General features: G+C 37.6%; 19 protein-coding genes. 14 read left to right on the forward strand and 5 right to left on the reverse strand.

What is annotated here, in order from left to right; genetic code table 11:
* The first annotated feature begins 36 nt into the window (after positions 1–36).
* Genes CZ487_RS05700 through argF form a run of 3 tightly spaced genes read left to right on the forward strand, consistent with a single transcriptional unit; the run spans position 37 to position 5163 of the window.
* Positions 37–1116, forward strand: coding sequence for a carbamoyl phosphate synthase small subunit (locus CZ487_RS05700; protein WP_077211172.1), 1080 nt, complete (start codon positions 37–39; stop codon positions 1114–1116).
* A complete protein-coding gene (locus tag CZ487_RS05705; protein WP_077211173.1) occupies positions 1109–4207 on the forward strand; it encodes a carbamoyl phosphate synthase large subunit in 3099 nt (1032 codons plus the stop codon). The genes CZ487_RS05700 and CZ487_RS05705 overlap by 8 nt, the downstream gene beginning before the upstream one ends.
* Positions 4204–5163: an ornithine carbamoyltransferase gene (gene argF, locus CZ487_RS05710; RefSeq protein ID WP_077211174.1), complete on the forward strand. Its 960-nt coding sequence runs from the start codon at positions 4204–4206 to the stop codon at positions 5161–5163. Before CZ487_RS05705 ends, argF begins: the two co-directional genes overlap by 4 nt.
* A 52-nt stretch (positions 5164–5215) precedes the next feature.
* On the opposite strand, the gene CZ487_RS05715 is transcribed toward argF, so the two are convergent.
* Positions 5216–6028 (reverse strand): undecaprenyl-diphosphate phosphatase, encoded by an 813-nt coding sequence (locus CZ487_RS05715; protein ID WP_077211175.1) that lies wholly within the window; start codon positions 6026–6028, stop codon positions 5216–5218.
* Positions 6029–6188: 160 nt separating this feature from the next.
* Here CZ487_RS05715 and CZ487_RS05720 point away from each other — a divergent pair, with 160 nt between their 5' ends.
* Positions 6189–6368 (forward strand): YjzC family protein, encoded by a 180-nt coding sequence (locus CZ487_RS05720; protein ID WP_077211176.1) that lies wholly within the window; start codon positions 6189–6191, stop codon positions 6366–6368.
* 132 nt (positions 6369–6500) lie between these two features.
* Positions 6501–9122 (forward strand): ATP-dependent chaperone ClpB, encoded by a 2622-nt coding sequence (clpB, locus tag CZ487_RS05725; protein WP_077211177.1) that lies wholly within the window; start codon positions 6501–6503, stop codon positions 9120–9122.
* A 73-nt stretch (positions 9123–9195) separates the two neighbouring features.
* On the opposite strand, the gene CZ487_RS05730 is transcribed toward clpB, so the two are convergent.
* A complete protein-coding gene (locus tag CZ487_RS05730) occupies positions 9196–9387 on the reverse strand; it encodes a YjzD family protein (protein ID WP_077211178.1) in 192 nt (63 codons plus the stop codon).
* 285 nt (positions 9388–9672) lie between these two features.
* Here CZ487_RS05730 and CZ487_RS05735 point away from each other — a divergent pair, with 285 nt between their 5' ends.
* From CZ487_RS05735 to CZ487_RS05750, 4 genes are all read left to right on the forward strand, one after another.
* Positions 9673–10413, forward strand: coding sequence for a lipase family protein (locus CZ487_RS05735; RefSeq protein WP_077211179.1), 741 nt, complete (start codon positions 9673–9675; stop codon positions 10411–10413).
* Between the two features lie 78 nt (positions 10414–10491).
* A complete protein-coding gene (locus CZ487_RS05740; protein ID WP_139339525.1) occupies positions 10492–11316 on the forward strand; it encodes a hypothetical protein in 825 nt (274 codons plus the stop codon).
* A gap of 110 nt (positions 11317–11426) precedes the next feature.
* Positions 11427–12386 (forward strand): BMP family ABC transporter substrate-binding protein, encoded by a 960-nt coding sequence (locus tag CZ487_RS05745; RefSeq protein ID WP_077211877.1) that lies wholly within the window; start codon positions 11427–11429, stop codon positions 12384–12386.
* Positions 12387–12401: 15 nt separating this feature from the next.
* Positions 12402–12590: a ComZ family protein gene (locus tag CZ487_RS05750; RefSeq protein ID WP_077211181.1), complete on the forward strand. Its 189-nt coding sequence runs from the start codon at positions 12402–12404 to the stop codon at positions 12588–12590.
* A gap of 363 nt (positions 12591–12953) precedes the next feature.
* Here CZ487_RS05750 and CZ487_RS05755 read toward each other — a convergent pair whose 3' ends face one another.
* Positions 12954–13310 (reverse strand): hypothetical protein, encoded by a 357-nt coding sequence (locus tag CZ487_RS05755; RefSeq protein ID WP_077211182.1) that lies wholly within the window; start codon positions 13308–13310, stop codon positions 12954–12956.
* 221 nt (positions 13311–13531) lie between these two features.
* On the opposite strand from CZ487_RS05755, the gene CZ487_RS05760 reads away from it, so the two are divergent.
* The 4 genes from CZ487_RS05760 to CZ487_RS05775 all read left to right on the forward strand — a co-directional run bounded on the left by CZ487_RS05760 (position 13532) and on the right by CZ487_RS05775 (position 17016).
* Positions 13532–14464, forward strand: a complete 933-nt coding sequence (locus CZ487_RS05760; RefSeq protein WP_077211183.1) for a beta-ketoacyl-ACP synthase III — start codon at positions 13532–13534, stop codon at positions 14462–14464.
* A 63-nt stretch (positions 14465–14527) separates the two neighbouring features.
* On the forward strand, positions 14528–15769 hold the full coding sequence (fabF, locus tag CZ487_RS05765) for a beta-ketoacyl-ACP synthase II (RefSeq protein ID WP_077211184.1): 1242 nt from the start codon (positions 14528–14530) through the stop codon (positions 15767–15769).
* 140 nt (positions 15770–15909) lie between these two features.
* Positions 15910–16113 carry a YuzI family membrane protein gene (locus CZ487_RS05770; protein ID WP_077211185.1) on the forward strand — a complete coding sequence of 68 codons (204 nt, stop codon included), beginning with the start codon at positions 15910–15912 and terminating at the stop codon, positions 16111–16113.
* Positions 16114–16266: 153 nt separating this feature from the next.
* Positions 16267–17016: a YjbA family protein gene (locus CZ487_RS05775; protein ID WP_077211186.1), complete on the forward strand. Its 750-nt coding sequence runs from the start codon at positions 16267–16269 to the stop codon at positions 17014–17016.
* 53 nt (positions 17017–17069) lie between these two features.
* Here CZ487_RS05775 and trpS read toward each other — a convergent pair whose 3' ends face one another.
* Both trpS and CZ487_RS05785 read right to left on the reverse strand, forming a co-directional pair.
* Entirely contained in the window at positions 17070–18062 is a 993-nt protein-coding gene (gene trpS / locus CZ487_RS05780; RefSeq protein ID WP_077211187.1) for a tryptophan--tRNA ligase, read from the reverse strand.
* Positions 18063–18115: 53 nt separating this feature from the next.
* A complete protein-coding gene (locus CZ487_RS05785; RefSeq protein ID WP_084783132.1) occupies positions 18116–18475 on the reverse strand; it encodes a DUF3899 domain-containing protein in 360 nt (119 codons plus the stop codon).
* A 245-nt stretch (positions 18476–18720) separates the two neighbouring features.
* Here CZ487_RS05785 and CZ487_RS05790 point away from each other — a divergent pair, with 245 nt between their 5' ends.
* The gene (locus CZ487_RS05790; RefSeq protein ID WP_077211188.1) at positions 18721–20400 is read left to right on the forward strand and encodes a peptide ABC transporter substrate-binding protein; all 1680 of its coding nucleotides are present in this window, start codon (positions 18721–18723) and stop codon (positions 20398–20400) included.
* Positions 20401–20511: the final 111 nt, after the last annotated feature.

Here is a 20511-nt window from a genome sequence, read left to right on the forward strand (position 1 = left end):
TTAATATAAATATACAACTATTTTGAGGTGTAAAAAATGAAGGGTTATCTACACTTGCAAACAGGGGATATCTATGAAGGAAACTGGGTCACGTCCTCCCCAACTCACGATATTAATGGAGAGATCGTTTTTTATACAGGAATGACTGGTTATCAAGAAGTTCTTACAGATCCAAGTTATAAAGATCAAATCATTGTTTTTACTTATCCGTTAATAGGAAACTATGGAATCAATGAGGAAGACTTTGAAAGTAAAAAGCCTCATGTTGCTGGTGTGGTTGTCTATGAAGCAAACATGGAGGGTTCTCATTATCAAGCAAACTACTCTCTTAAAGGATACCTGGAGAAGTGGAACATTCCGTTAATTGAGCATATTGATACGAGAGCAGTCGTTAAGAAAATCCGCAATCAAGGCTCAATGCCGGCTATGCTTTCTTCCATAGAAGTGAATCATGCTGACTGTACTTTCGTTAGCGATGAAAAGATTCCAAAGGTCTCAACAGAGGAATATGAGACATTTGGCGATGGTAATAAACATATCGTTCTAATTGATTACGGGAAAAAGAAGTCAATTTTAACATCTTTGCTAGAAAGAGGATGTAAAGTGACAGTTGTCCCTTATAACACAACTTCTCAAGCTATTAAGAACTTAGCGCCAGACGGTATTTTGCTTTCTAATGGTCCTGGGGATCCAAAGCAATTAGGAAAGCATATCGAGACGGTGAAAGAAGTTATTCAGCAATACCCTACTTTAGGGATTTGCCTGGGCCATCAGCTTGTTGCCTTAGCATTAGGCGGAAACACAAAGAAGCTGTTATTTGGACATAGGGGAGCCAATCATCCAGTAAAAGATAAAGAGACAAAGGCTGTCTTCATGTCTTCACAAAATCATAGTTATGTTGTTGATGAAGCGAGCATTCCGGGAACGGGCCTTAGTGTAAGATTTTATAATCTGCATGATAACTCGGTCGAAGGATTAGCTCATCAAACTTTGCCAATTCAGACAGTGCAATTCCATCCTGAAGCAAATCCAGGTCCTGCGGAAGGTGCATATGTCTTTGATGAATTTTTACAAATGATAAATGATAAAAATAGGAGTGCCATTGCTTATGCCTAAAGATACTAACATTCAATCCATACTAGTTATAGGGTCAGGACCGATCGTCATCGGGCAGGCAGCAGAATTTGATTATGCAGGCACGCAAGCGTGTATTGCTTTAAAAGAAGAGGGCTACAAAGTAATTCTCGTGAATAACAACCCTGCAACCATCATGACAGACTCAAATTTTGCGGATCGAATTTATTTTGAGCCATTAACGGTAGACACAGTAGAAAAAATCATTGAAAAGGAGAAACCGGATGGACTTCTTGCAACACTTGGAGGGCAAACCGGCTTGAACCTTGCTTTTCAATTGCACGAACAGGGAATATTAAGCAAGCATGGTGTAAAGATGCTCGGAAGCTCGATTGATTCAATCAAGAGAGGGGAAGATCGTGAAGCTTTCAGGCAGTTAATGAAAGAATTAAATGAGCCTGTTCCTGAAAGTGAAATCGTTCATACGGTTGAAGAAGCATTAGCTTTTGCAGAAAAAATCGATTTTCCGATTATCGTTAGACCTGCTTACACACTAGGAGGCACTGGTGGGGGGATCGCGGAAAACGAAGATGAACTAGCTAATCTAGTCTCTGGGGGTCTTCAGGAAAGTGCTATTCACCAATGCTTAGTCGAGAAAAGTATTGCAGGATACAAAGAAATAGAATATGAAGTAATGAGGGATGCTGACAATACATGCATCACGATTTGTAATATGGAGAATTTTGACCCGGTTGGAGTCCATACGGGAGATTCCATTGTTGTTGCTCCTTCACAAACTTTAACTGATCAAGATTACCAAATGCTCCGTGCAGCATCTATTAAAATCATTTCAGCCCTTGGAATTATTGGTGGATGTAATATTCAGTTTGCGCTTGATCCAAAAAGCAAGAATTACTATTTAATTGAGGTAAATCCAAGGGTAAGCCGTTCTTCTGCGCTTGCCTCCAAGGCTACTGGCTATCCAATTGCAAGAATGGCTGCTAAATTAGCTGTGGGTTATACATTAGCAGAAATCGTTAACCCGGTAACTGGTGATACTTTTGCTAGCTTTGAACCTGCTTTAGATTATGTGGTAGTCAAAATTCCAAAATGGCCTTTTGATAAGTTTCCAACTATTGACCGCAAACTAGGCACACAAATGAAGGCAACTGGTGAAGTTATGGGGATTGACCGCAATTTTGAACGGGCGTTGTTAAAGGCAGTTCACTCTTTGGAAATTGATTCGAATGATCTGCAGTTACCTCATCTTGCAGGGAAAACGGTACCTGTATTAATGGAAATGCTCAAACAACAGGACGATCAACGCTTCTTTATCTTACTGGAGCTTATACGTAAAAATGTAAGTACGGATGAACTCCATCAACTGACAAAGATTGATCATTTCTTCCTTTCCTATTTAAAGAAGCTTGTTCATTTAGAGAAGCAATTGGCTGAGAAAAACTTAGAGAGCATCTCAAAAGAAGAACTTCAACACTATAAGGAAAAAGGATTCAGCGACGGCTTTTTGGCAAGTGTGTGGAACACGTCTGAAAAAGAAGTGCGAAGCAAAAGAAAGAGCTTTAATATAAAACCTGCGTATAAAATGGTGGATACATGTGCAGCAGAGTTTGAGGCAAAATCAAATTATTATTATTCAACTTATTTTGGTGAAAATGAACAAGTGCCTTCTAATAAAAGAAAAGTGCTGATCATCGGCAGCGGTCCGATTCGGATTGGTCAGGGTATTGAATTTGATTACTGTTCGGTACACGGAGTGTTCGCTGTTAAAGATGAAGGTATTGAAACGATCATGATTAACAATAATCCTGAAACAGTCAGTACAGACTTTGCAACAGCGGACCGCTTATATTTTGAGCCATTAATAATTGAAGATATCTTAAATGTGATGGAAGCAGAAGAAATAACAGATGTTATTATTCAGCTTGGCGGACAAACGGCAATCAATTTAGCAAAACAATTAGAAGAGTACGATGTTAATATTTTAGGGACAAAATCACAAACTATTGATATTTTAGAAGATCGTAAGTTATTTTATGAACTCCTTGACGAACTTAACATTCCTCGTCTAAAGGGTGACATTGTTAATAATGAACAAGAATTATTAAATGCGGTTCAGAGTATTGGATTCCCAGTACTGCTCAGACCTTCCTTCGTAATTGGCGGAAGAGGAATGGAAATTATTAACAATAAAAATGAATTAAAATCTTATATCGACAAAGATATTGCTAAGTATCCATTCTTAGTAGATCAGTTCCTGCATGCAAAGGAAGCTGAAATTGACTTAGTAACAGATGGAAAATATATTTTAGCTCCTGCAATCATGGAGCATATCGAGAAAACAGGTGTGCATTCTGGCGACAGTATGTCCGTGCTTCCTGCATTGACAATGTCAGGTTCTGTACAGGAAAAAATGGTACAATACGGAAAACAAATTTCTCAGCATTTAAACTACAAAGGTCTGATGAATATTCAGTTTATTGTAGATAATGAAGATGTTTATGTTCTAGAAGTTAACCCGAGAGCCAGCAGAACAGCTCCAATCGTCAGCAAGGTAACAGGAGTTCCGCTCGTTCAAATTGCGACAAAAATATTGCTCGGGAAATATACATTGTCGAGCAATGATGAAGAGAAGAATTTGATGGAAATTCCGTTTGTAACTGTGAAATACCCGGTATTCTCTAACTACGCTTTAAAAGGCTTAGACTCTAAAGTAAGTCCAGAGATGAGATCGACAGGTGAAGGGATTTGTTTAGGAAATAATCTAGATGAAGCGCTAAGGAAGGCGTTCCATACTTATATTAAGAATAAAGCTTCCGGAACAGTTGTGTTAAAAGAAGCAATGGATGACATCGATTTTACTCATGAAAGCTTTAAATTAGATGTTTCTGCTGATGAATCACTTCTGACAGAAGATGCAATTGCCTATTACAATCCCTATCAGTCCACTAATGATGAGGCATTAAGGGAATATGCAACAAAACGGCGGATTATTACATTTACAGAAAAGGAGAGCTTACAAGCATTTTTGCAGGCTTTAAAGGTTCATGATTATACAGTAAGCGCCATTGAAGAATGGCATTCTACATTAATAAAGGACGTGACAATCGCATGACTGCTGTTCAGATGAATGAACTTGATTTAAATATAAAAGGAAAAGATTTATTATCGCTGGCTGATTATACTCCTGAGACAATCAAAGGTTTAGTGCAAATAGCAACAGACCTAAAAAAGGCGCATTTATCAGGAGAAGAAAAGCCGCTGCTCAAAGGTAAAATCCTAGGGATGATTTTTGATAAGAATTCAACAAGAACAAGGGTCTCTTTTGAAGCAGGAATGCTCCAGCTTGGCGGTCAAGCAATTTACCTTTCTGGGAAAGAAACTCAAATGGGGAGAGGCGAACCGATCTCAGATACGGCCAAGGTATTGTCGGAGTATGTTGATGCCATCATGATAAGAACATTTTCACATGAAAATGTGGAAGAATTGGCAAAGCACGCTACAATCCCAGTGATAAATGGTCTAACAGATCTTTATCATCCATGCCAGGCTTTAGCTGATTTATTAACAATTCAAGAGGTTAAAGGTACATTAGAAGGCCTAAAGATCGCTTATATTGGTGATGGGAACAATGTTGCACATGACTTGATGATCGCTGCTGCAAAAACAGGAATTCATATGGCAGTTGCAACACCTGAAGGGTATGAGCCGAACAAAGAAATCACAGAGCTTGCAAAATCCTTTGCGAAAGAAAGTGGTTCAGAAGTAATTCTTACAAATGATCCGCGTGAAGCAGTGTATGAAGCAGATGTCATTTATACAGATGTCTGGACGAGTATGGGGCAGGAAGAAGAAAATGAACAAAGATTAAAGGATTTTAATGGATTTCAAATAAATGAAGAGCTTGTTAAAGGAGCAAAGGAAGACTATATGTTTTTACACTGCCTCCCAGCTCATCGTGGAGAAGAGGTAACAGCAGAAGTAATTGACGGCAAGAATTCCTACGTTTTCCAGCAAGCAGGCAACCGTATGCATGCACAAAAAGCTTTATTAGTGGAAGTATTAAAATAAAAATAATAGGAATACGAAAAAGACCTGCATTTTTTGATGCAGGTCTATTTGCTTAAGATAAGAAATAAACTAATGGTCCGACAATAAAACAATAGACAGCAAAATATTTTAAATTTCCTTTTGCCATAATATTCATGAACCACTTAAGTGAAATATAAGAAGCGATTAACGAAGCAATAAAGGCTAATATATAAGGAATAGCTAAATCACCGATGTATGGATCATTTAATATATCACTAAATCCTAGTATCATCCCTCCGACGCTTACAGGAATGTATAATAAAAAGGAATATCTAAGTGCTGTTTCCTGCTTCATTCCTAATCCCATTGCTGCAACAATGGTTGCACCTGAGCGGCTAATCCCGGGTATTAAGGCAACGGCTTGGGCAAGACCGACAATAATCGCATCTCTATAAGAAAGGTCTGCATCATTTTTACGGCCGCGCAGGTTGCGTATTAGCCATAATGCAATCCCTGTCACTAAAAGAGTGATTCCGACAGTTTTAATCGAGGCTAGATGTTCTTCAATGAAATCCTCGAAAAGAATTCCTATCACGCCTGCGGGAATGGTTCCTACAATTAAATAAAGGATGAAGCGAAAGTCAGCTTCAGATTCTTTATCTTTAGTTTTTAGAAAGTTCAGTCCATTTTCGATTAATCGAATAATATCTTTTCGATAAATGATTAAAACTGCTAATAACGAAGCAGTGTTAACTAGGAGGGCAAAGCTCATCCCTTCGATTTGTAAGCCCAAAAAATGTTCTGCGATTTCCAAGTGACCGCTTGAGGAAATCGGTATGGGTTCTGTAATTCCTTGAAAAAGTCCCAGTAATAAATATTTTAATGATTCTAGCAGTTCTTCCACGACAACCTCCTGATAGATAATGAATACACGTACTATTTTATTAAATGATAAACAAGCACGCTTTGTAAAGTATTGACGAATATGAAAAGAAAAAGTTTCATTCATGAATGCTTTATATCAGGAAATACTACAAGGGAAGACTCGGAAAGGAGGGGTATTAATGGGGCAAAGCCATCAATTTCGTGCCGGACAAAAAGCGCCTAACAATGGAATATATATGGAAATAGGTGAAGAAGGCGACGGAGTAATGAACCCGAAAAAAATAAAGCTAAAAGCTGGAGACCGTTTCCCTGAAAACTCAAATCATAATCGTAAATGGACTTACAAAAGAAAGCCATAAAAGGTTTGAAATGATAAAAAAACTTAAGTAAATAAATTATTGGCCATCCTTGAATAGGATGGCTTTACATATGAAAAGAATGGATTATAATGAAATTATAAAGGTCAAAAATGGTCAAAGAGGAGGGTTAATATGGATTTGAACCAAATGACAGAACGGCTGCAAACCGGAATACTCCGGGCCCAATCGATTGCAACTGCCCATGAGCATCAGGAAGTAGACGAGATACATTTATTCAGCGCTTTGTTAGAACAGGAAGATAGTTTAGTTGCTGCGATCTTAGAAAAAGTTAAAATGTCAGTTGAGGACTTCAAGTATGAATTAGATTCCTTATTAAAAAAGAAACCACAAGTATCTGGAAGCGGCATAGAACAAGGGAAATTATATATCACAAACAAACTGCAAAAACTATTAGCAGAAGCGGAAGAAGAAATGAAAAGCTTTAATGATGAATATCTCTCTGTAGAGCTTATATTGCTCGGAGCCGTAAAAGCAGCGCGATCTGAAATCGGAGAAATATTAAATAAACACCACATAACTTATGAAAAACTGCTGGATGCAATTAAGAAAATGAGGGGGAACGAAAGAGTGACATCTCAAAATCCTGAAGCCACTTATGATGCATTAAAAAAATATGGGCGTGACTTAGTAGCAGAAGTGAAATCTGGGAAAGTAGATCCTGTTATTGGAAGGGATGCGGAGATCCGGAATGTCATCAGAATTCTTTCTAGAAAAACGAAAAACAACCCTGTTTTAATTGGCGAGCCAGGTGTTGGGAAAACGGCTATTGTAGAAGGATTGGCTCAAAGGATTGTCCGTAAAGATGTTCCTGAAGGATTAAAAGATAAAACGATATTTTCTCTTGATATGAGCTCCCTTATTGCTGGAGCTAAATTCCGGGGAGAATTTGAAGAGAGATTAAAAGCCGTTTTAAATGAAATAAAGAAAAGCGAAGGAAAAATTCTTTTATTTATTGATGAACTACATACCATTGTCGGTGCTGGTAAAACAGAAGGTGCAATGGATGCAGGTAATATGTTAAAACCGATGCTGGCGAGAGGAGAACTTCATTGCATCGGGGCGACTACACTAGACGAACATCGGAAATATATTGAAAAAGATCCTGCTCTTGAACGACGCTTTCAACAGGTATTGGTTCACGAACCGAATGTAGAGGATACTATTTCTATTTTACGCGGTTTAAAAGAACGGTTTGAAATACACCACGGAGTAAATATACATGATCGTGCTATTGTTTCAGCAGCTACTTTATCTGATCGGTATATTACAGATCGTTTCCTGCCGGATAAAGCAATTGATTTAGTTGATGAAGCATGTGCTATGATCCGCACAGAAATTGATTCCATGCCTTCAGAGTTAGATGAAGTAACAAGGCGGGTGATGCAATTAGAAATTGAAGAAGCAGCCTTAAGGAAAGAAGAGGATACACAGAGCAAGAACCGGCTGCAAAATCTTCAAAAAGAACTAGCGGATTTACGAGAAAATGCCAATTTGATGAAAGCGAAATGGCAGGCCGAAAAAGAAGGAATTCAAGCTGTACGTGAAAAGCGGGAGCTCCTTGAAAAGCTGCGTCGCGAACTTGAGGATGCTGAAAATAATTATGATTTAAATAAAGCCGCTGAACTGCGTCATGGCAGGATTCCTGCAGTTGAAAAAGAATTGCAGGCGCTTGAAGAAGAAGTGAGCAATAAATCTAATGAACGCTTAGTTCGGGAAGAGGTTACAGAGGAAGAAATAGCGAATATTGTGAGCCGTTGGACTGGAATCCCGTTGGCCAAGCTCGTAGAAGGTGAACGTGAAAAACTTCTTCGCCTAGAAAGCATTCTTCATGAACGTGTAGTAGGACAAAATGAGGCAGTAGAGTTAGTGTCAGATGCAGTGTTAAGAGCAAGAGCTGGTATTAAAGATCCTAATAGGCCGATTGGTTCGTTTATTTTTCTAGGTCCAACAGGAGTGGGGAAGACGGAACTTGCAAAAGCGCTAGCCAACTCTCTATTTGACAGCGATGAGCAAATCATACGAATTGACATGTCCGAATATATGGAAAAACACTCAGTTTCAAGGCTGGTGGGTGCGCCTCCAGGGTATGTCGGCTATGAGGAAGGAGGTCAGTTAACAGAAGCGGTAAGAAGAAAACCCTACTCTGTTATATTGCTAGATGAAATTGAAAAAGCTCATCCTGATGTATTTAATATCCTGCTGCAGATGCTCGATGATGGACGCATTACAGACTCACAGGGACGAACTGTTGATTTTAAAAACACGGTAATCATTATGACTTCAAATATTGGATCGCATTTCTTATTGGAAGGGCAGTCTGAGACGGAATCCATAAGGGAAGAAGTAAAGGATAAGGTAATGTCACAGCTTCGAAGTCATTTCCGTCCTGAGTTTCTCAATCGTGTTGATGAGATCATCATGTTTAAGCCGTTATCGATTCACGATATAATGGAAATAGTGTTGAAGCTGATAAAAGATTTGCAAATTCGTTTAGAAGATCAACAAATACATTTACGTATAACGGATGAAGCAAAGGAATATATTGCAGTAAATGGGTTTGATCCTGTTTATGGGGCTAGACCATTAAAACGCTTTATACAGAGGAATGTTGAAACACTTTTAGCAAGAGATATTATAGCTGGAAAGATAGTAGAAAACAGTACAGTCGAAATCGCTTTAAAAGAAAACACCATACAATTGCTGAAGCAGTCTCAACCTACTTCACCTATATAAGCGCAGCAAAAAAAGTCATCCATTTTTCATGGATGACTTTTTTGACCAAACGCATTCATAAATAAACTACTCTTTAATGCAGTCCTTCTTTTCCGCTTGGTTCGTTAGGAATAATGGAAGGTACAATTAAAATTAAGACAGTAGCAATTACACCAAGAATGGCACCGGTTGCAAAATCAAATGCAGTACCAATCATTGAGCTCGCAACATAAGTTAACATTTGAACTAGAAGGAACGTCCAAAATAAAGTCCAAAAGTATCTCACCGTATTCACCTCTTACTATTTAACATCTTTTTCTATATTATCATAACGACAAACAATGATAAAGTGAAACTTTCATCATTGGAGGGGTTTCCCAATGATGATTAGTTGAGCCTATCGGGCTTTTACGGACAGTTGATCCCCAAGAGAAGGGGGATCTTACTGTCCGTTAATCTGCGATAAAGTGAAACTTCCACTATATTTAGACAAACTATAGGCAAACTCCCTTTCACTTTAATTCTTCTTTCATACATTAAATAAGAGTAAATTGCTAAAGGAGTTTTTAGGATGGAGAGCCGGAACTTTAAATTGGATACCGAATGGAATATGATACATTATCCCGAAAGACCAACAGGTTTCGGTATCCTAATCATTGGGGACGAAAGACATTATGTTGATAGTAACGGCAGCTTCTGGACACATAACGAGGGAAAATTAGCATTTATTGATGCTTTAAAACAGTCAGGATACACGATTTTTTATTCAAATCTCTATGGGAAAAATTGGGGTAGCGAAAAAGCAGTTGAGCTAGCTAAAAGACTCTATGAATTTATCATCAGAACCGAAATTATTAATGATAAAATTCATTTAATTGCTGAAGGAATGGGTTCTCTTGTAGCGTTAAGGCTGATTGAAGAAATGCAAGAGAAAATTCGTTCTACCGTATTAATAAACCCTGTGCTTTCTCTAAAGGATCAATTAGAACAAGAGAAAGAGCATAAATTTTTTTATAAAAAATTGCTAAAAGAACTTTCTTATTCTTATGAGTTAGAAGGAGATCAGTTGTTGGAAGTCATCAACAATCAAAAACAACAGTGGTTAGACGTAATACCGATTATTCCAATGAAGGTCATTCATGTGTTATCTGGGCAAAAAGCATTTAATGAGTCAAAGCAGTTAAATGACTTGTCTATGAAATGGGAAAATGAGAATGCACCGGTTACCTTGACCTATCTTGTACCTGAGAAGAAGCATCAATTAGAAATAGACACGATAAAGTTTTTAAAGAAAAATGAATCAGTTTTATAAATGCCTGAGCCTTAGTGGTAAGAAATATTACTGTCTCCCTAAGCATAGGATGGATTATAGCTTTTTAGGGAGGCGTTCATGATGGACAAGGCAATTGTGGTCGGTGTTTATGAATTTTTAGCGTTTCACTTTTGCAAGAAGTTTTTGGACGATGGCATGGAAGTTATAGGGGTTCATTCCTTATCTCAAGAAAATGATCTATTTACAGAAGAAAAACGCATGGAAATCGGGAGAAACGCAAACTTTGTTGAAGAGAAATATGAGAAATGGACGGTCACTGATGAACAAGAAGAGGTTCTTCTTGTTCTAGATTATTATGATTTATTTATTAGAAATGTTGAAAAGGAACTAGACTGGGAATCAATGAAATTAAAGCTGTCAGGTTTAAAGAATGGAAAAGGAAAAGTTTTATTTCTGATGCCCATACAATTACTGATGCAAGGGCGATATGAGCAACACCAGTCACAAATGAAAGAAATATTATCTTCCTTTAAGAGGGACGGAATTGCATTTAATGTTTATTATTTACCAACTGTTTATGGACCGTGGCAATATATTGAGTCTGCTTTTCAACAGTATTTCTTGATGGAAAACGACCATTTTATGATTCACGAAAGAGAATGGACAGGAGATGCGCTTCATGTTGAGGATGTTATTGATTCTATTTTATCCTTTCTGTCTGACAAATATAAAGCTTATCTTCTAGAAAGCAGTGAGGCAGATAAGTGGACGAAATGTGCAAGGGTCTTGGATATTTTACCGGACGCGAAACAAGAGAGAGAGACTTTGTTATCGTTTGATGGCGAGAAAATAGCAGTACATGATTCCAAACCATACCAAATGAGATTAGCTCATCAGAAACGGCATGCACAAGTAATCAAAGTGATTCTAAAGTCGGAATGACAAAAAATTCTTTTAAAATTTTTTTGTTAAAGGTAGAATGAAAGAGACTATATCACTATTTTAAAGTGGCTGGGAATTATTACTATTTTCTTGAAGGGGCTGAAAAAGAAATGCTAAAAAAATCAGCACGTTTTGGAGTTTTTCTTTTATGCCTTTTTTTATTATCATCATGTGGACAAGCTATCTCTACAGGACAACTGGATAAAGTAGGACTTTTGGTACCAGAATCTGTTAATGACCAAGTTTGGGGTACAAAAGGCTATAAGGGTATGCTCAAAATCCAATCGCGATTTAATGTGGATGTTTATTATAAAGAAGGGATGAACTCACAAGCTATTGTTGAACGTGCGGTGAAGGAATTTGATCAAAAGGGAGTTAATTTAATTTTTGGTCATGGCAATGAATATGCGGGATACTTTAACAAAATAGCAAAAGATTATCCACATATTCATTTTATCAGTTTCAATGGTGATGCCAACGAGAAAAATACTACAAGCTTAAATTTTGAGGCATATGCTATGGGATTCTTTGGTGGCATGGTTGCAGGACATATGACGGAAACCAATAAAGTGGGAATAATCGCTGCTTATGAATGGCAGCCAGAGGTAGAAGGCTTTTACGAAGGTGCCATTTATGAAAATAAAGATGCTGAGGTCACCATCCAATATGTATCACAATGGGATGATGATCATATCGCAATGGAAATTTTAGATGATATGTTGTTAAAAGGTATTGATGTTGTATACCCTGCAGGTGATGGCTATAATGTTCCTGTTATTGAAAAAATGAAGGGGAATGGTTTGTATGCGATTGGTTATGTTTCTGACCAGTCTGACCTTGGCCAGTCAACTGTATTAACTAGTACTGTACAGCATGTTGACACTCTTTATGAATTGGTGGCTGAACAATTTAATGACGGCACCCTTAAAGCAGGAAACCAATCTTTTGATTTTCAAGATGATGTAATATCTTTAGGTGAATTCAGTCCGCTTGTGGATGAAAGTTTTCAAAAGGATATAAAAGAATTAATTAAAAAGTATAAAGAAACCGGGAAACTTCCGGTAAAATAAATAGGAGGTCTTTAGATGACAAATCAAGATAAAACAATGGAATTTATGCAAATTGCTATGAAGTACATACCTGAAGCAAAAGAGCAGCTTGAGGAAGCTGGCATTGAACTTACCATGGACTTAATTCAGCCGTTTATGGAGATCTTTACGAAAGTAATGAATGAAGCTTATGAATTAGGTAAAGCAGACAGTCAAAAAGAATAATTAAAACACATCTAGTATATCGCAATGTAGGGTGAGAATTTCTCACCTTATTTTTGTGGGCAGATTAGGATATAAAATCGTACAACCAGTCACTTAGTAATTAACTAAATGTTGTTTCACTGTGTTTGAAAAATAAAGGGAGAAATTCCCTTTAAATTAGGAAATGCCCTTATTTCCTAAAAAATAAAGGGAGATTTTCCGGTTATATGATCCAAAACTTTGGATTTTGCCATAATTAGAGAGGATACGGTAAATTCTCCCTTTATATCTGCTTCTTAAGCCTCCCCTCTTTACATTAGCGGGAAATTATCCCCTAAAAGGCATGGCAAATTTTCTATACAAATTACCATGCTTCATCGTAAGTTATTTTTTATGAAGAAACGCCTCAAGGTAGGGCTTTAACTTATTTACTAGAGGTTTTAATTCTTTTGTGGAATTCATGAAAGTATTGACATGATGCATGAGTTCAATATAGTCCACGTTGCTGAGGTAGTCCGTAAAAGTTTGTTTTTCATTTTTCTCTTTGTTAGCTGAAGAAACACCACGACCGCCAAATAACCAATCTCTTTCGTTTACATGAAGGTTATCTTTGTCATCGTCATAATTCTGTGATTCAAAAGAATCTTGTTCCTTTCTAATGGATCTCCTATTCCCAAACATAAATCTGGTAAAAGGATCAATTTTTTCTGTTTCCTGCACATCTTTTGATTTTTCCTCCATAGCCGTATTTCCCCTCCCTTCACTATCCAAGGTATGATAGATAAGAAAATCATGTATGGACTCTTCTTTTAGTGAAAGTAAATTGACGTAAAAACAGAAAAAAGTTGCAGAGAGAGAGGAGGGTTTGATAATATTATTAGTACCAAGTCTTAATAATTGATAATAAATAGTTGTATCTGAACTTCTAGATAAAAGGGATAAAAATCAAAGGAGATGGCTTCATGAACGCAGGAGTTATAGGAATTGGACGATATCTGCCAGAGAAAATACTGACAAATGCTGATTTAGAGAAAATAGTTGATACTTCAGATGAATGGATCACATCACGAACAGGTATTGAAGAACGCAGAATCGCAAGTGATGATATGGATACTGCGGATTTAGCATTTGAGGCAGCTAAGGTAGCGATAGAAAATGCAAATATAACAGCAGAGGACCTGGACTTAATCTTAGTGGCGACAGTTACCCCAAATACTCCTTTTCCATCAGTCGCTTGTATGCTTCAAGAAAAATTAGGTGCAAAAAAAGCTGCGGCAATGGATGTTAGTGCAGCTTGTGCGGGATTTATGTATGGAATTGTAACAGCAAAACAATTCATTGAAAGTGGTGCCTATAAGAACGTACTAATCGTTGGTGCTGAGAAGCTTTCAAAAATTACAGACTGGGAAGATAGAAATACTGCTGTTCTTTTTGGAGATGGAGCAGGTGCTGTTGTACTTGGACCAGTATCAGAAGGCAGAGGTGTATTAGCTTTTGAACTTGGTGCTGATGGAACGGGTGGACAATATTTATATCAGGAAAAGTATATTATGATGAACGGCAGAGAAGTGTTTAAATTTGCTGTAAGGCAGATGGGGGAAAGCTCCCTGCAAGTGTTAGAGAAAGCAGGTTTAACAAAAGAAGACGTCGATCTGCTTGTCCCACACCAAGCGAACATACGCATTATGGAAGCTTCAAGACAAAGATTAGAGCTTCCTGTTGAGAAAATGTCAAAAACAGTTCATAAATATGGAAATACATCATCCGCTTCAATTCCTATCTCTATTGTTGAAGAACTAGAAGCTGGTAAAATAAAGGACGATGACCTAATTGTAATGGTTGGTTTTGGCGGAGGATTAACGTGGGGTGCCATCGCTTTACGTTGGGGAAGATAATTAAAACATTAAAAAATGATTTGAAAGCTTCTTGAAAAATTTCTCGCAAAGGAGATTACAATAATGACGAAAAGAAGAGTAGTTGTTACAGGAGTAGGGGCTGTTACTCCAGTTGGAAACGACATTGAAACAACGTGGAAAAATATCGTTTCTGGTGTATCGGGTGTCGGGCAATTAACAAGACTTGACCCAGAGGATTACCCAGTTAAAGTAGTTGCAGAATTAAAGGATTTTGATGTTGAACAATATATCGACAAAAAAGATGCAAGGAAAATGGACCGCTTCACCCACTATGCAGTTGCTGCTTCTTTAATGGCAGTGAAGGATTCTGGTCTTGCAATTAACGATGATAACTCCCATCGTGTAGGTGTTTGGATTGGGTCCGGTATCGGAGGAATGGAAACATTTGAAAATCAATTTGAGACCTTCCTTAATAAAGGATATCGCAGGGTAAGTCCTTTCTTCGTTCCAATGATGATACCTGATATGGCGACAGGCCAAGTGTCAATTACACTTGGTGCTAGAGGATTTAACTCCTGTACGGTCACAGCTTGTGCAACAGGAACAAACTCAATCGGAGACGCGTTTAAGGTCATTCAACGGGGCGATGCTGATGCGATGGTTACAGGTGGTGCGGAAGCGCCTATCTCTAGAATGGCGATGGCGGGGTTCTGTGCGAACAAGGCATTATCAACTAATCCTGATCCGCAAAAAGCGAGCCGTCCATTTGATTTAAATCGTGATGGTTTTGTTATGGGTGAAGGTGCAGGGATTATTGTCTTAGAAGAGCTGGAACATGCATTGGCACGCGGTGCAAAGATATATGCAGAGATTGTTGGATATGGCGCTACAGGAGATGCTTATCATATTACAGCGCCTGCTCCAGAAGGTGAAGGTGGAGCAAGAGCTATGAAAATGGCTCTTGACGATGCTGACCTTAGCCCTGAGGATATCGACTATATCAATGCACATGGAACTAGTACCGATTACAATGATAAATTTGAAACAATGGCGATTAAATCGGTTTTTGGAGACCATGCCTACAAGCTTGCGGTTAGCTCGACAAAGTCAATGACCGGCCATCTTCTTGGAGCTGCAGGAGGAGTAGAGGCGATTTTTACAGTATTAGCTATGCAAGATTCAATTTTACCGCCTACTATTAACTATGAAACTCCAGATCCAGCATGTGATCTTGATTATGTACCGAACGAAGCAAGAAAGCAGGACATTAAAGCTGCTATGAGCAATTCACTTGGGTTTGGCGGGCATAATGCAACAATAGCATTTAGAAAATATCAATCATAACCGAAGTAAAAAAATTATAAACAGATGTTAAAGGACAAGGCATATCTTGTCCTTTTTTTCATACCTATATATAAATAGGACAAGACCTGGGGTGTCTGCTATGGGCAGGAAAGTTTGTTCAAAGAAAGTCGAAGTCTTCCATGTTTAGATTATTTATGATTTTAACTGGATTTGGAATTGCTGTCATAGGCGGGATTAGTGTGATTGCCTACTTGAATTTACTAACTGCAGGCTATGACCTTTATGCTTTCCTTCATTTTGTCAGCAGTCGTGTCGAATGTTTATTGCTACCAATTGGAATCATGATGATATGGATTAGTATCTATTTACCGAGTGATTGGTAACATATAATTGTCAACATTAATCGAGTATTTACTAGGAGTCGTGTGTAGGGAAATCGTTAAAACAAATTGGTTTAAGGTGGTATTTTAGGAATAAATTAAAGGTTTACTGCCCATACTGAGTGACAAAGAGTTAATGAAGTGAGGGGTAGATTCATGTTATATCTTCATGATGTTTGGGTTAATTGGTTTGAAGGTGAAGAGAATGGATACAATGTTTGCCATTTTCATGAATGGCGTAAAGACGATGGTGTCGAATTGCTTGATCAAGTACCACTCTTAAAATTGGACTCTTGTCTTTTTAATTACATAGAAAATGATTTGGCAGAGTTACCTCAATCATTACTAGATGAGATTTACCAAAAGGCCTATTTAAGAAAAAACCATGAACGCATTCAGCTTGATTATTGTTTTGTAGCAACAGATGGTACAGGGATTATTGTCGTTGATACAATCGGTTATAATATTCCGATTCGAAAAAGCCGGCTTATTCCGAGGCAGGAACAATTAGTCTATGAAATGGTGGAAAACCATGACACGATGAATTTTGAATTTGAAAAAAAACCAACAACTTCAAAGGAGTTTCACATTCTCGCTCCTTCTCCTGGTTTGATGTCTGGACTAACGCGAAAAGAAAGGCAGTTAAAACAGCTCCTCTTTATGGCGCTTGATCAATTGCGTTCTAGTGAAAATGTTGCTGAAATTAGATATTGGTATACAGAGTGGAGACCAGAACGTTATCTAGAAATTCAAAACTTAGATTTTGAAGAAGCTTGGGAGCAGTTATACGAAGAAACACAATATGGTTGGACAAGCAAGCATGAGCATTTCTGTGAAAACTTAATTAAAGGACAGCCATTTTTTGAGAAGCTTTGGGAAATGGAAAATGGATCAAAAGTAAATTAAAAAATGTAAAAACGCTTACCAAAAGGTAAGCGTTTTTTGAATGCTTTACTTCTTTATCTTCTTTTCTTTCTCCCTAGACCCATGGCATTTTCCATCTTCTTAGCCATTCTGCCGGCTACGGCATGGGCCTTTTCTGCCCCGCGGTCAAGAATTTCATCGAGTTCAGCTGATTCCATTAGTTCATAATACTTCTTTTGAATCGGTTCTAAGGCTTGGACGACAACTTGTGCCAAATCACCTTTGAATTCCCCGTACCCTTTTCCTTCATATTCCTGCTCAAGATCAGCAATCGATTTATTGGAAAGAATTGAATAAATCGATAAAAGGTTAGAAACGCCAGGTTTATTCTCTTTGTCGAATTTAACGACTCCTTCTGAATCTGTGACAGCACTTTTGATTTTTTTCTCGATTTGCTTAGGTTCATCAAGGATGGAAATAAAAGCCTTTTGGTTTGGATCAGATTTACTCATTTTCTTCAACGGATCTTGCAGAGACATAATTCTTGCACCAGTCTTAGGGATGCGTACTTCAGGGATAGTAAAGATATCATTGTATTTTTTATTAAATCTCTCTGCTATATCACGTGTTAATTCTAAATGCTGCTTTTGATCTTCGCCTACTGGTACTAAATCTGCACTGTAGAGAAGAATGTCTGCTGCCATAAGTGGTGGATATGTTAGTAATCCAGCTGAAACGGCTTCTTTCCCGCTTGATTTATCTTTAAATTGAGTCATTCTTTCTAGCTCACCAATATATGTAACACACTGCAGCATCCATCCCGCTTGTGCATGAGCAGGAACTTCTGACTGAATAAACAGTGTTGCTTGTTCTGGATCAATTCCAACGGCTATGTATAACGCGGCAAGGCTTCTGATATTTTTTCTAAGCTGTATGGGGTCTTGTGGGACCGTTATTGCATGTTGATCAACTATGCAAAAATAACAGTTATATTCATGCTGTAACTCAACAAATTGTTTTAAGGCTCCAATATAGTTCCCAAGTGTGATCGTGCCACTTGGCTGAATACCTGAAAAAATGGTTTGCATCGAATTTTCCTCCCTATTTCAATTATTATATTATACCATCTTTATAAAGTGATTTAAAAGTAATATAAATACAACGCCACAAGCATTAATAATGTTACCAATAGTCCATTTATAAATAATGGAGAATAATTAAAGGAAATCACTTTTGAAAGAGGCAGCATCTCTTCGACTTGTTTCTTTGTTACATCTTTTCCTGCAAAGATCAATCGGAAGGACTTCGTTACAAAATCAAAAAAGCCGCTTTTCACCGTAAAAAAAATCAAGGAAAGAAAGATGTATAAACTACCTAGATAAAACGAAATATTAATATAGAAAAGCAAGGTAATCTTCTGGTAAAGGATAAATGAAAATAGGACAATGGCTATTTGACTGCATGCAAACAAATAAATGGCAGGCATCCAATGTTTCTTCATGAAACTCACCCCAAAATAATAAAAAATGAATTTATATTGAAATAATTACTAAAGATAAACGAAACGAAGGTAGAAAACACTAGCACTAAAGTAGAATTGTTGATAAATCGGGTGGTGATACCTACATATTATTCCCTAACATTTCAGTAAAGTAAAATTTTTTATAAAAAAATTTACAATTAAAATTATACATGTATAATAATCGTTGTGGCCTTTTGCCAGAATTATCATAAGGAGGTATATCATTGAAAAAATCTAAACACACATTACTTTTCATCTTATTCCTAGCACTCAGTGTATTTTTAGCTGCGTGTGGCGGTGGAAATGAAGATGCTGAAAAAGACAATAATAAAACTGGAGAAGAGTCTGGTGGTTTAGCCGACACTCAAGAAATAACCGTTTTAGAATCTGCTGAAATTCCATCAATGGATTCTGTTATGGCACAAGATACTGTTGGTTTTTCAATGCTTAACAATGTAAACGAAGGCTTGTATCGTTTAGACCCTGAACAAAATCCGGTACCCGGACTAGTGGACGGAGATCCAACAGTAAGTGAAGATGGAACAGTCTACACTTTTAAATTAAGAGAATCGCAGTGGTCAAATGGGGAACCTGTTACAGCGCATGATTTTGTTTATGCATGGCAGCGTGCCATTCACCCTGATACTGCATCACCATATGGTCCTTATATGATGGTTGGCAAAATTAAAGGAGCAAAAGAAGCATTTGAAAGTGGAGATGCAACTAAGTTAGCTGTTAAAGCTTTAAGTGATCTAGAACTAGAAGTAACTTTGGAGCAGCCAATTCCGTATATGGAATCTTTAATGGCTTTCCCAACTTTCTATCCGCAAAACCAAAAATTTGTTGAAGAAAAAGGCAAGGACTATGCGAAAAATGCAGAAAACTTACTTTTTAACGGACCGTTCAAAATGACAGATTGGAACGGAGTGACTGCATCATCTTGGACTATTGAGAAAAACGAAAACTATTGGGATAAAGATAATGTAACACTTGAAAAGATCAACTATAACGTATCGAAGGACCCTCAGGCAGCTGCAAATGCATTCGAAGCGGGGGAAGCAGATGTTACACCTAAGCTTTCAACACCTGCTGTTATTATGCAGTATGAAGGAGACCCGCGACTTGTTAGATGGTTAGAGCCGACGATCTTCTGGTTGAAGTTCAATCAAGAAAATGAGGCACTGGCAAATAAAAATATTCGAATGGCTTTATCACTTGCATTTGACAAGGATGCAATGGTAAATGATATTCTGCAAAATGGATCTTTAGCAGCGAACTATGCAGTACCTGCAGAATTTGTTAGACATCCTGAAACTGATGCCGATTTCCGAGAAGGAAACGGAGATATGAACACATATAATCCTGAAGAGGCAAAGAAGCATTGGGAACAAGGGTTAAAAGAGCTTGGTACAGATAGCTTAGAATTTAGTTTATTAAGTGGTGATACGGAAACATCTAAAACGCTTGACACCTATATTGTTGACCAGCTTCAAAATAATCTGCCAGGACTAAAGATCAATCTTGAAAGTGTTCCGTTCTCTGTACGTCTTGATCGTGAAAATAACATGGATTATGATATTCTTCACTCAGGCTGGGGTCCAGATTACTTAGATCCAATGACGTTCTCTGATCTATGGATCACAGGTGGCGGCAATAACAAAATGGCTTATTCAAATGCTGAGTATGATAAGTTAATTAATGAAGCGAACACAACTCTAGCCAACGAACCAGCTGCACGCTTCCAGGCACTGCAAGATGCAGAGAAGATTTTCTTTGAAGATGCTGCAATCGCACCAACATATCAGCGTTCTGCAAATATTCTCGTTAACGATAAATTAGAAGGATTTACCTATCACTTGGTTGGTCCTGAGTATAGCTGGAAATTTGCGAAATTAAACAAATAATTACCAATGAAAATATGCTAAAAAACATTTAAAATGTTAAGGGCAAAGAGAGTATGGTTGCGGACATGCATACATGTACTCTCTTTTTCCCTTTCTTGAAATTGTCGAAAA

It is taken from the genome of Robertmurraya dakarensis (assembly GCF_900156875.1).
GTDB classification, from domain to species: domain Bacteria; phylum Bacillota; class Bacilli; order Bacillales; family Cytobacillaceae; genus Robertmurraya; species Robertmurraya dakarensis.

Coding starts and splice junctions, on each gene's coding strand:
- argF (WP_077211174.1), top strand. CDS start 4,204: ATGACTGCTGTTCAGATGAATGAACTTGATTTAAATATAAAAGGAAAA.
- CZ487_RS05740 (WP_139339525.1), top strand. CDS start 10,492: ATGATGGACAAGGCAATTGTGGTCGGTGTTTATGAATTTTTAGCGTTT.
- CZ487_RS05720 (WP_077211176.1), top strand. CDS start 6,189: ATGGGGCAAAGCCATCAATTTCGTGCCGGACAAAAAGCGCCTAACAAT.
- CZ487_RS05760 (WP_077211183.1), top strand. CDS start 13,532: ATGAACGCAGGAGTTATAGGAATTGGACGATATCTGCCAGAGAAAATA.
- CZ487_RS05785 (WP_084783132.1), bottom strand. CDS start 18,475: ATGAAGAAACATTGGATGCCTGCCATTTATTTGTTTGCATGCAGTCAA.
- clpB (WP_077211177.1), top strand. CDS start 6,501: ATGGATTTGAACCAAATGACAGAACGGCTGCAAACCGGAATACTCCGG.
- CZ487_RS05745 (WP_077211877.1), top strand. CDS start 11,427: ATGCTAAAAAAATCAGCACGTTTTGGAGTTTTTCTTTTATGCCTTTTT.
- CZ487_RS05775 (WP_077211186.1), top strand. CDS start 16,267: ATGTTATATCTTCATGATGTTTGGGTTAATTGGTTTGAAGGTGAAGAG.
- CZ487_RS05770 (WP_077211185.1), top strand. CDS start 15,910: ATGTTTAGATTATTTATGATTTTAACTGGATTTGGAATTGCTGTCATA.
- CZ487_RS05750 (WP_077211181.1), top strand. CDS start 12,402: ATGACAAATCAAGATAAAACAATGGAATTTATGCAAATTGCTATGAAG.
- fabF (WP_077211184.1), top strand. CDS start 14,528: ATGACGAAAAGAAGAGTAGTTGTTACAGGAGTAGGGGCTGTTACTCCA.
- CZ487_RS05735 (WP_077211179.1), top strand. CDS start 9,673: ATGGAGAGCCGGAACTTTAAATTGGATACCGAATGGAATATGATACAT.
- CZ487_RS05700 (WP_077211172.1), top strand. CDS start 37: ATGAAGGGTTATCTACACTTGCAAACAGGGGATATCTATGAAGGAAAC.
- CZ487_RS05755 (WP_077211182.1), bottom strand. CDS start 13,310: ATGGAGGAAAAATCAAAAGATGTGCAGGAAACAGAAAAAATTGATCCT.
- CZ487_RS05705 (WP_077211173.1), top strand. CDS start 1,109: ATGCCTAAAGATACTAACATTCAATCCATACTAGTTATAGGGTCAGGA.
- trpS (WP_077211187.1), bottom strand. CDS start 18,062: ATGCAAACCATTTTTTCAGGTATTCAGCCAAGTGGCACGATCACACTT.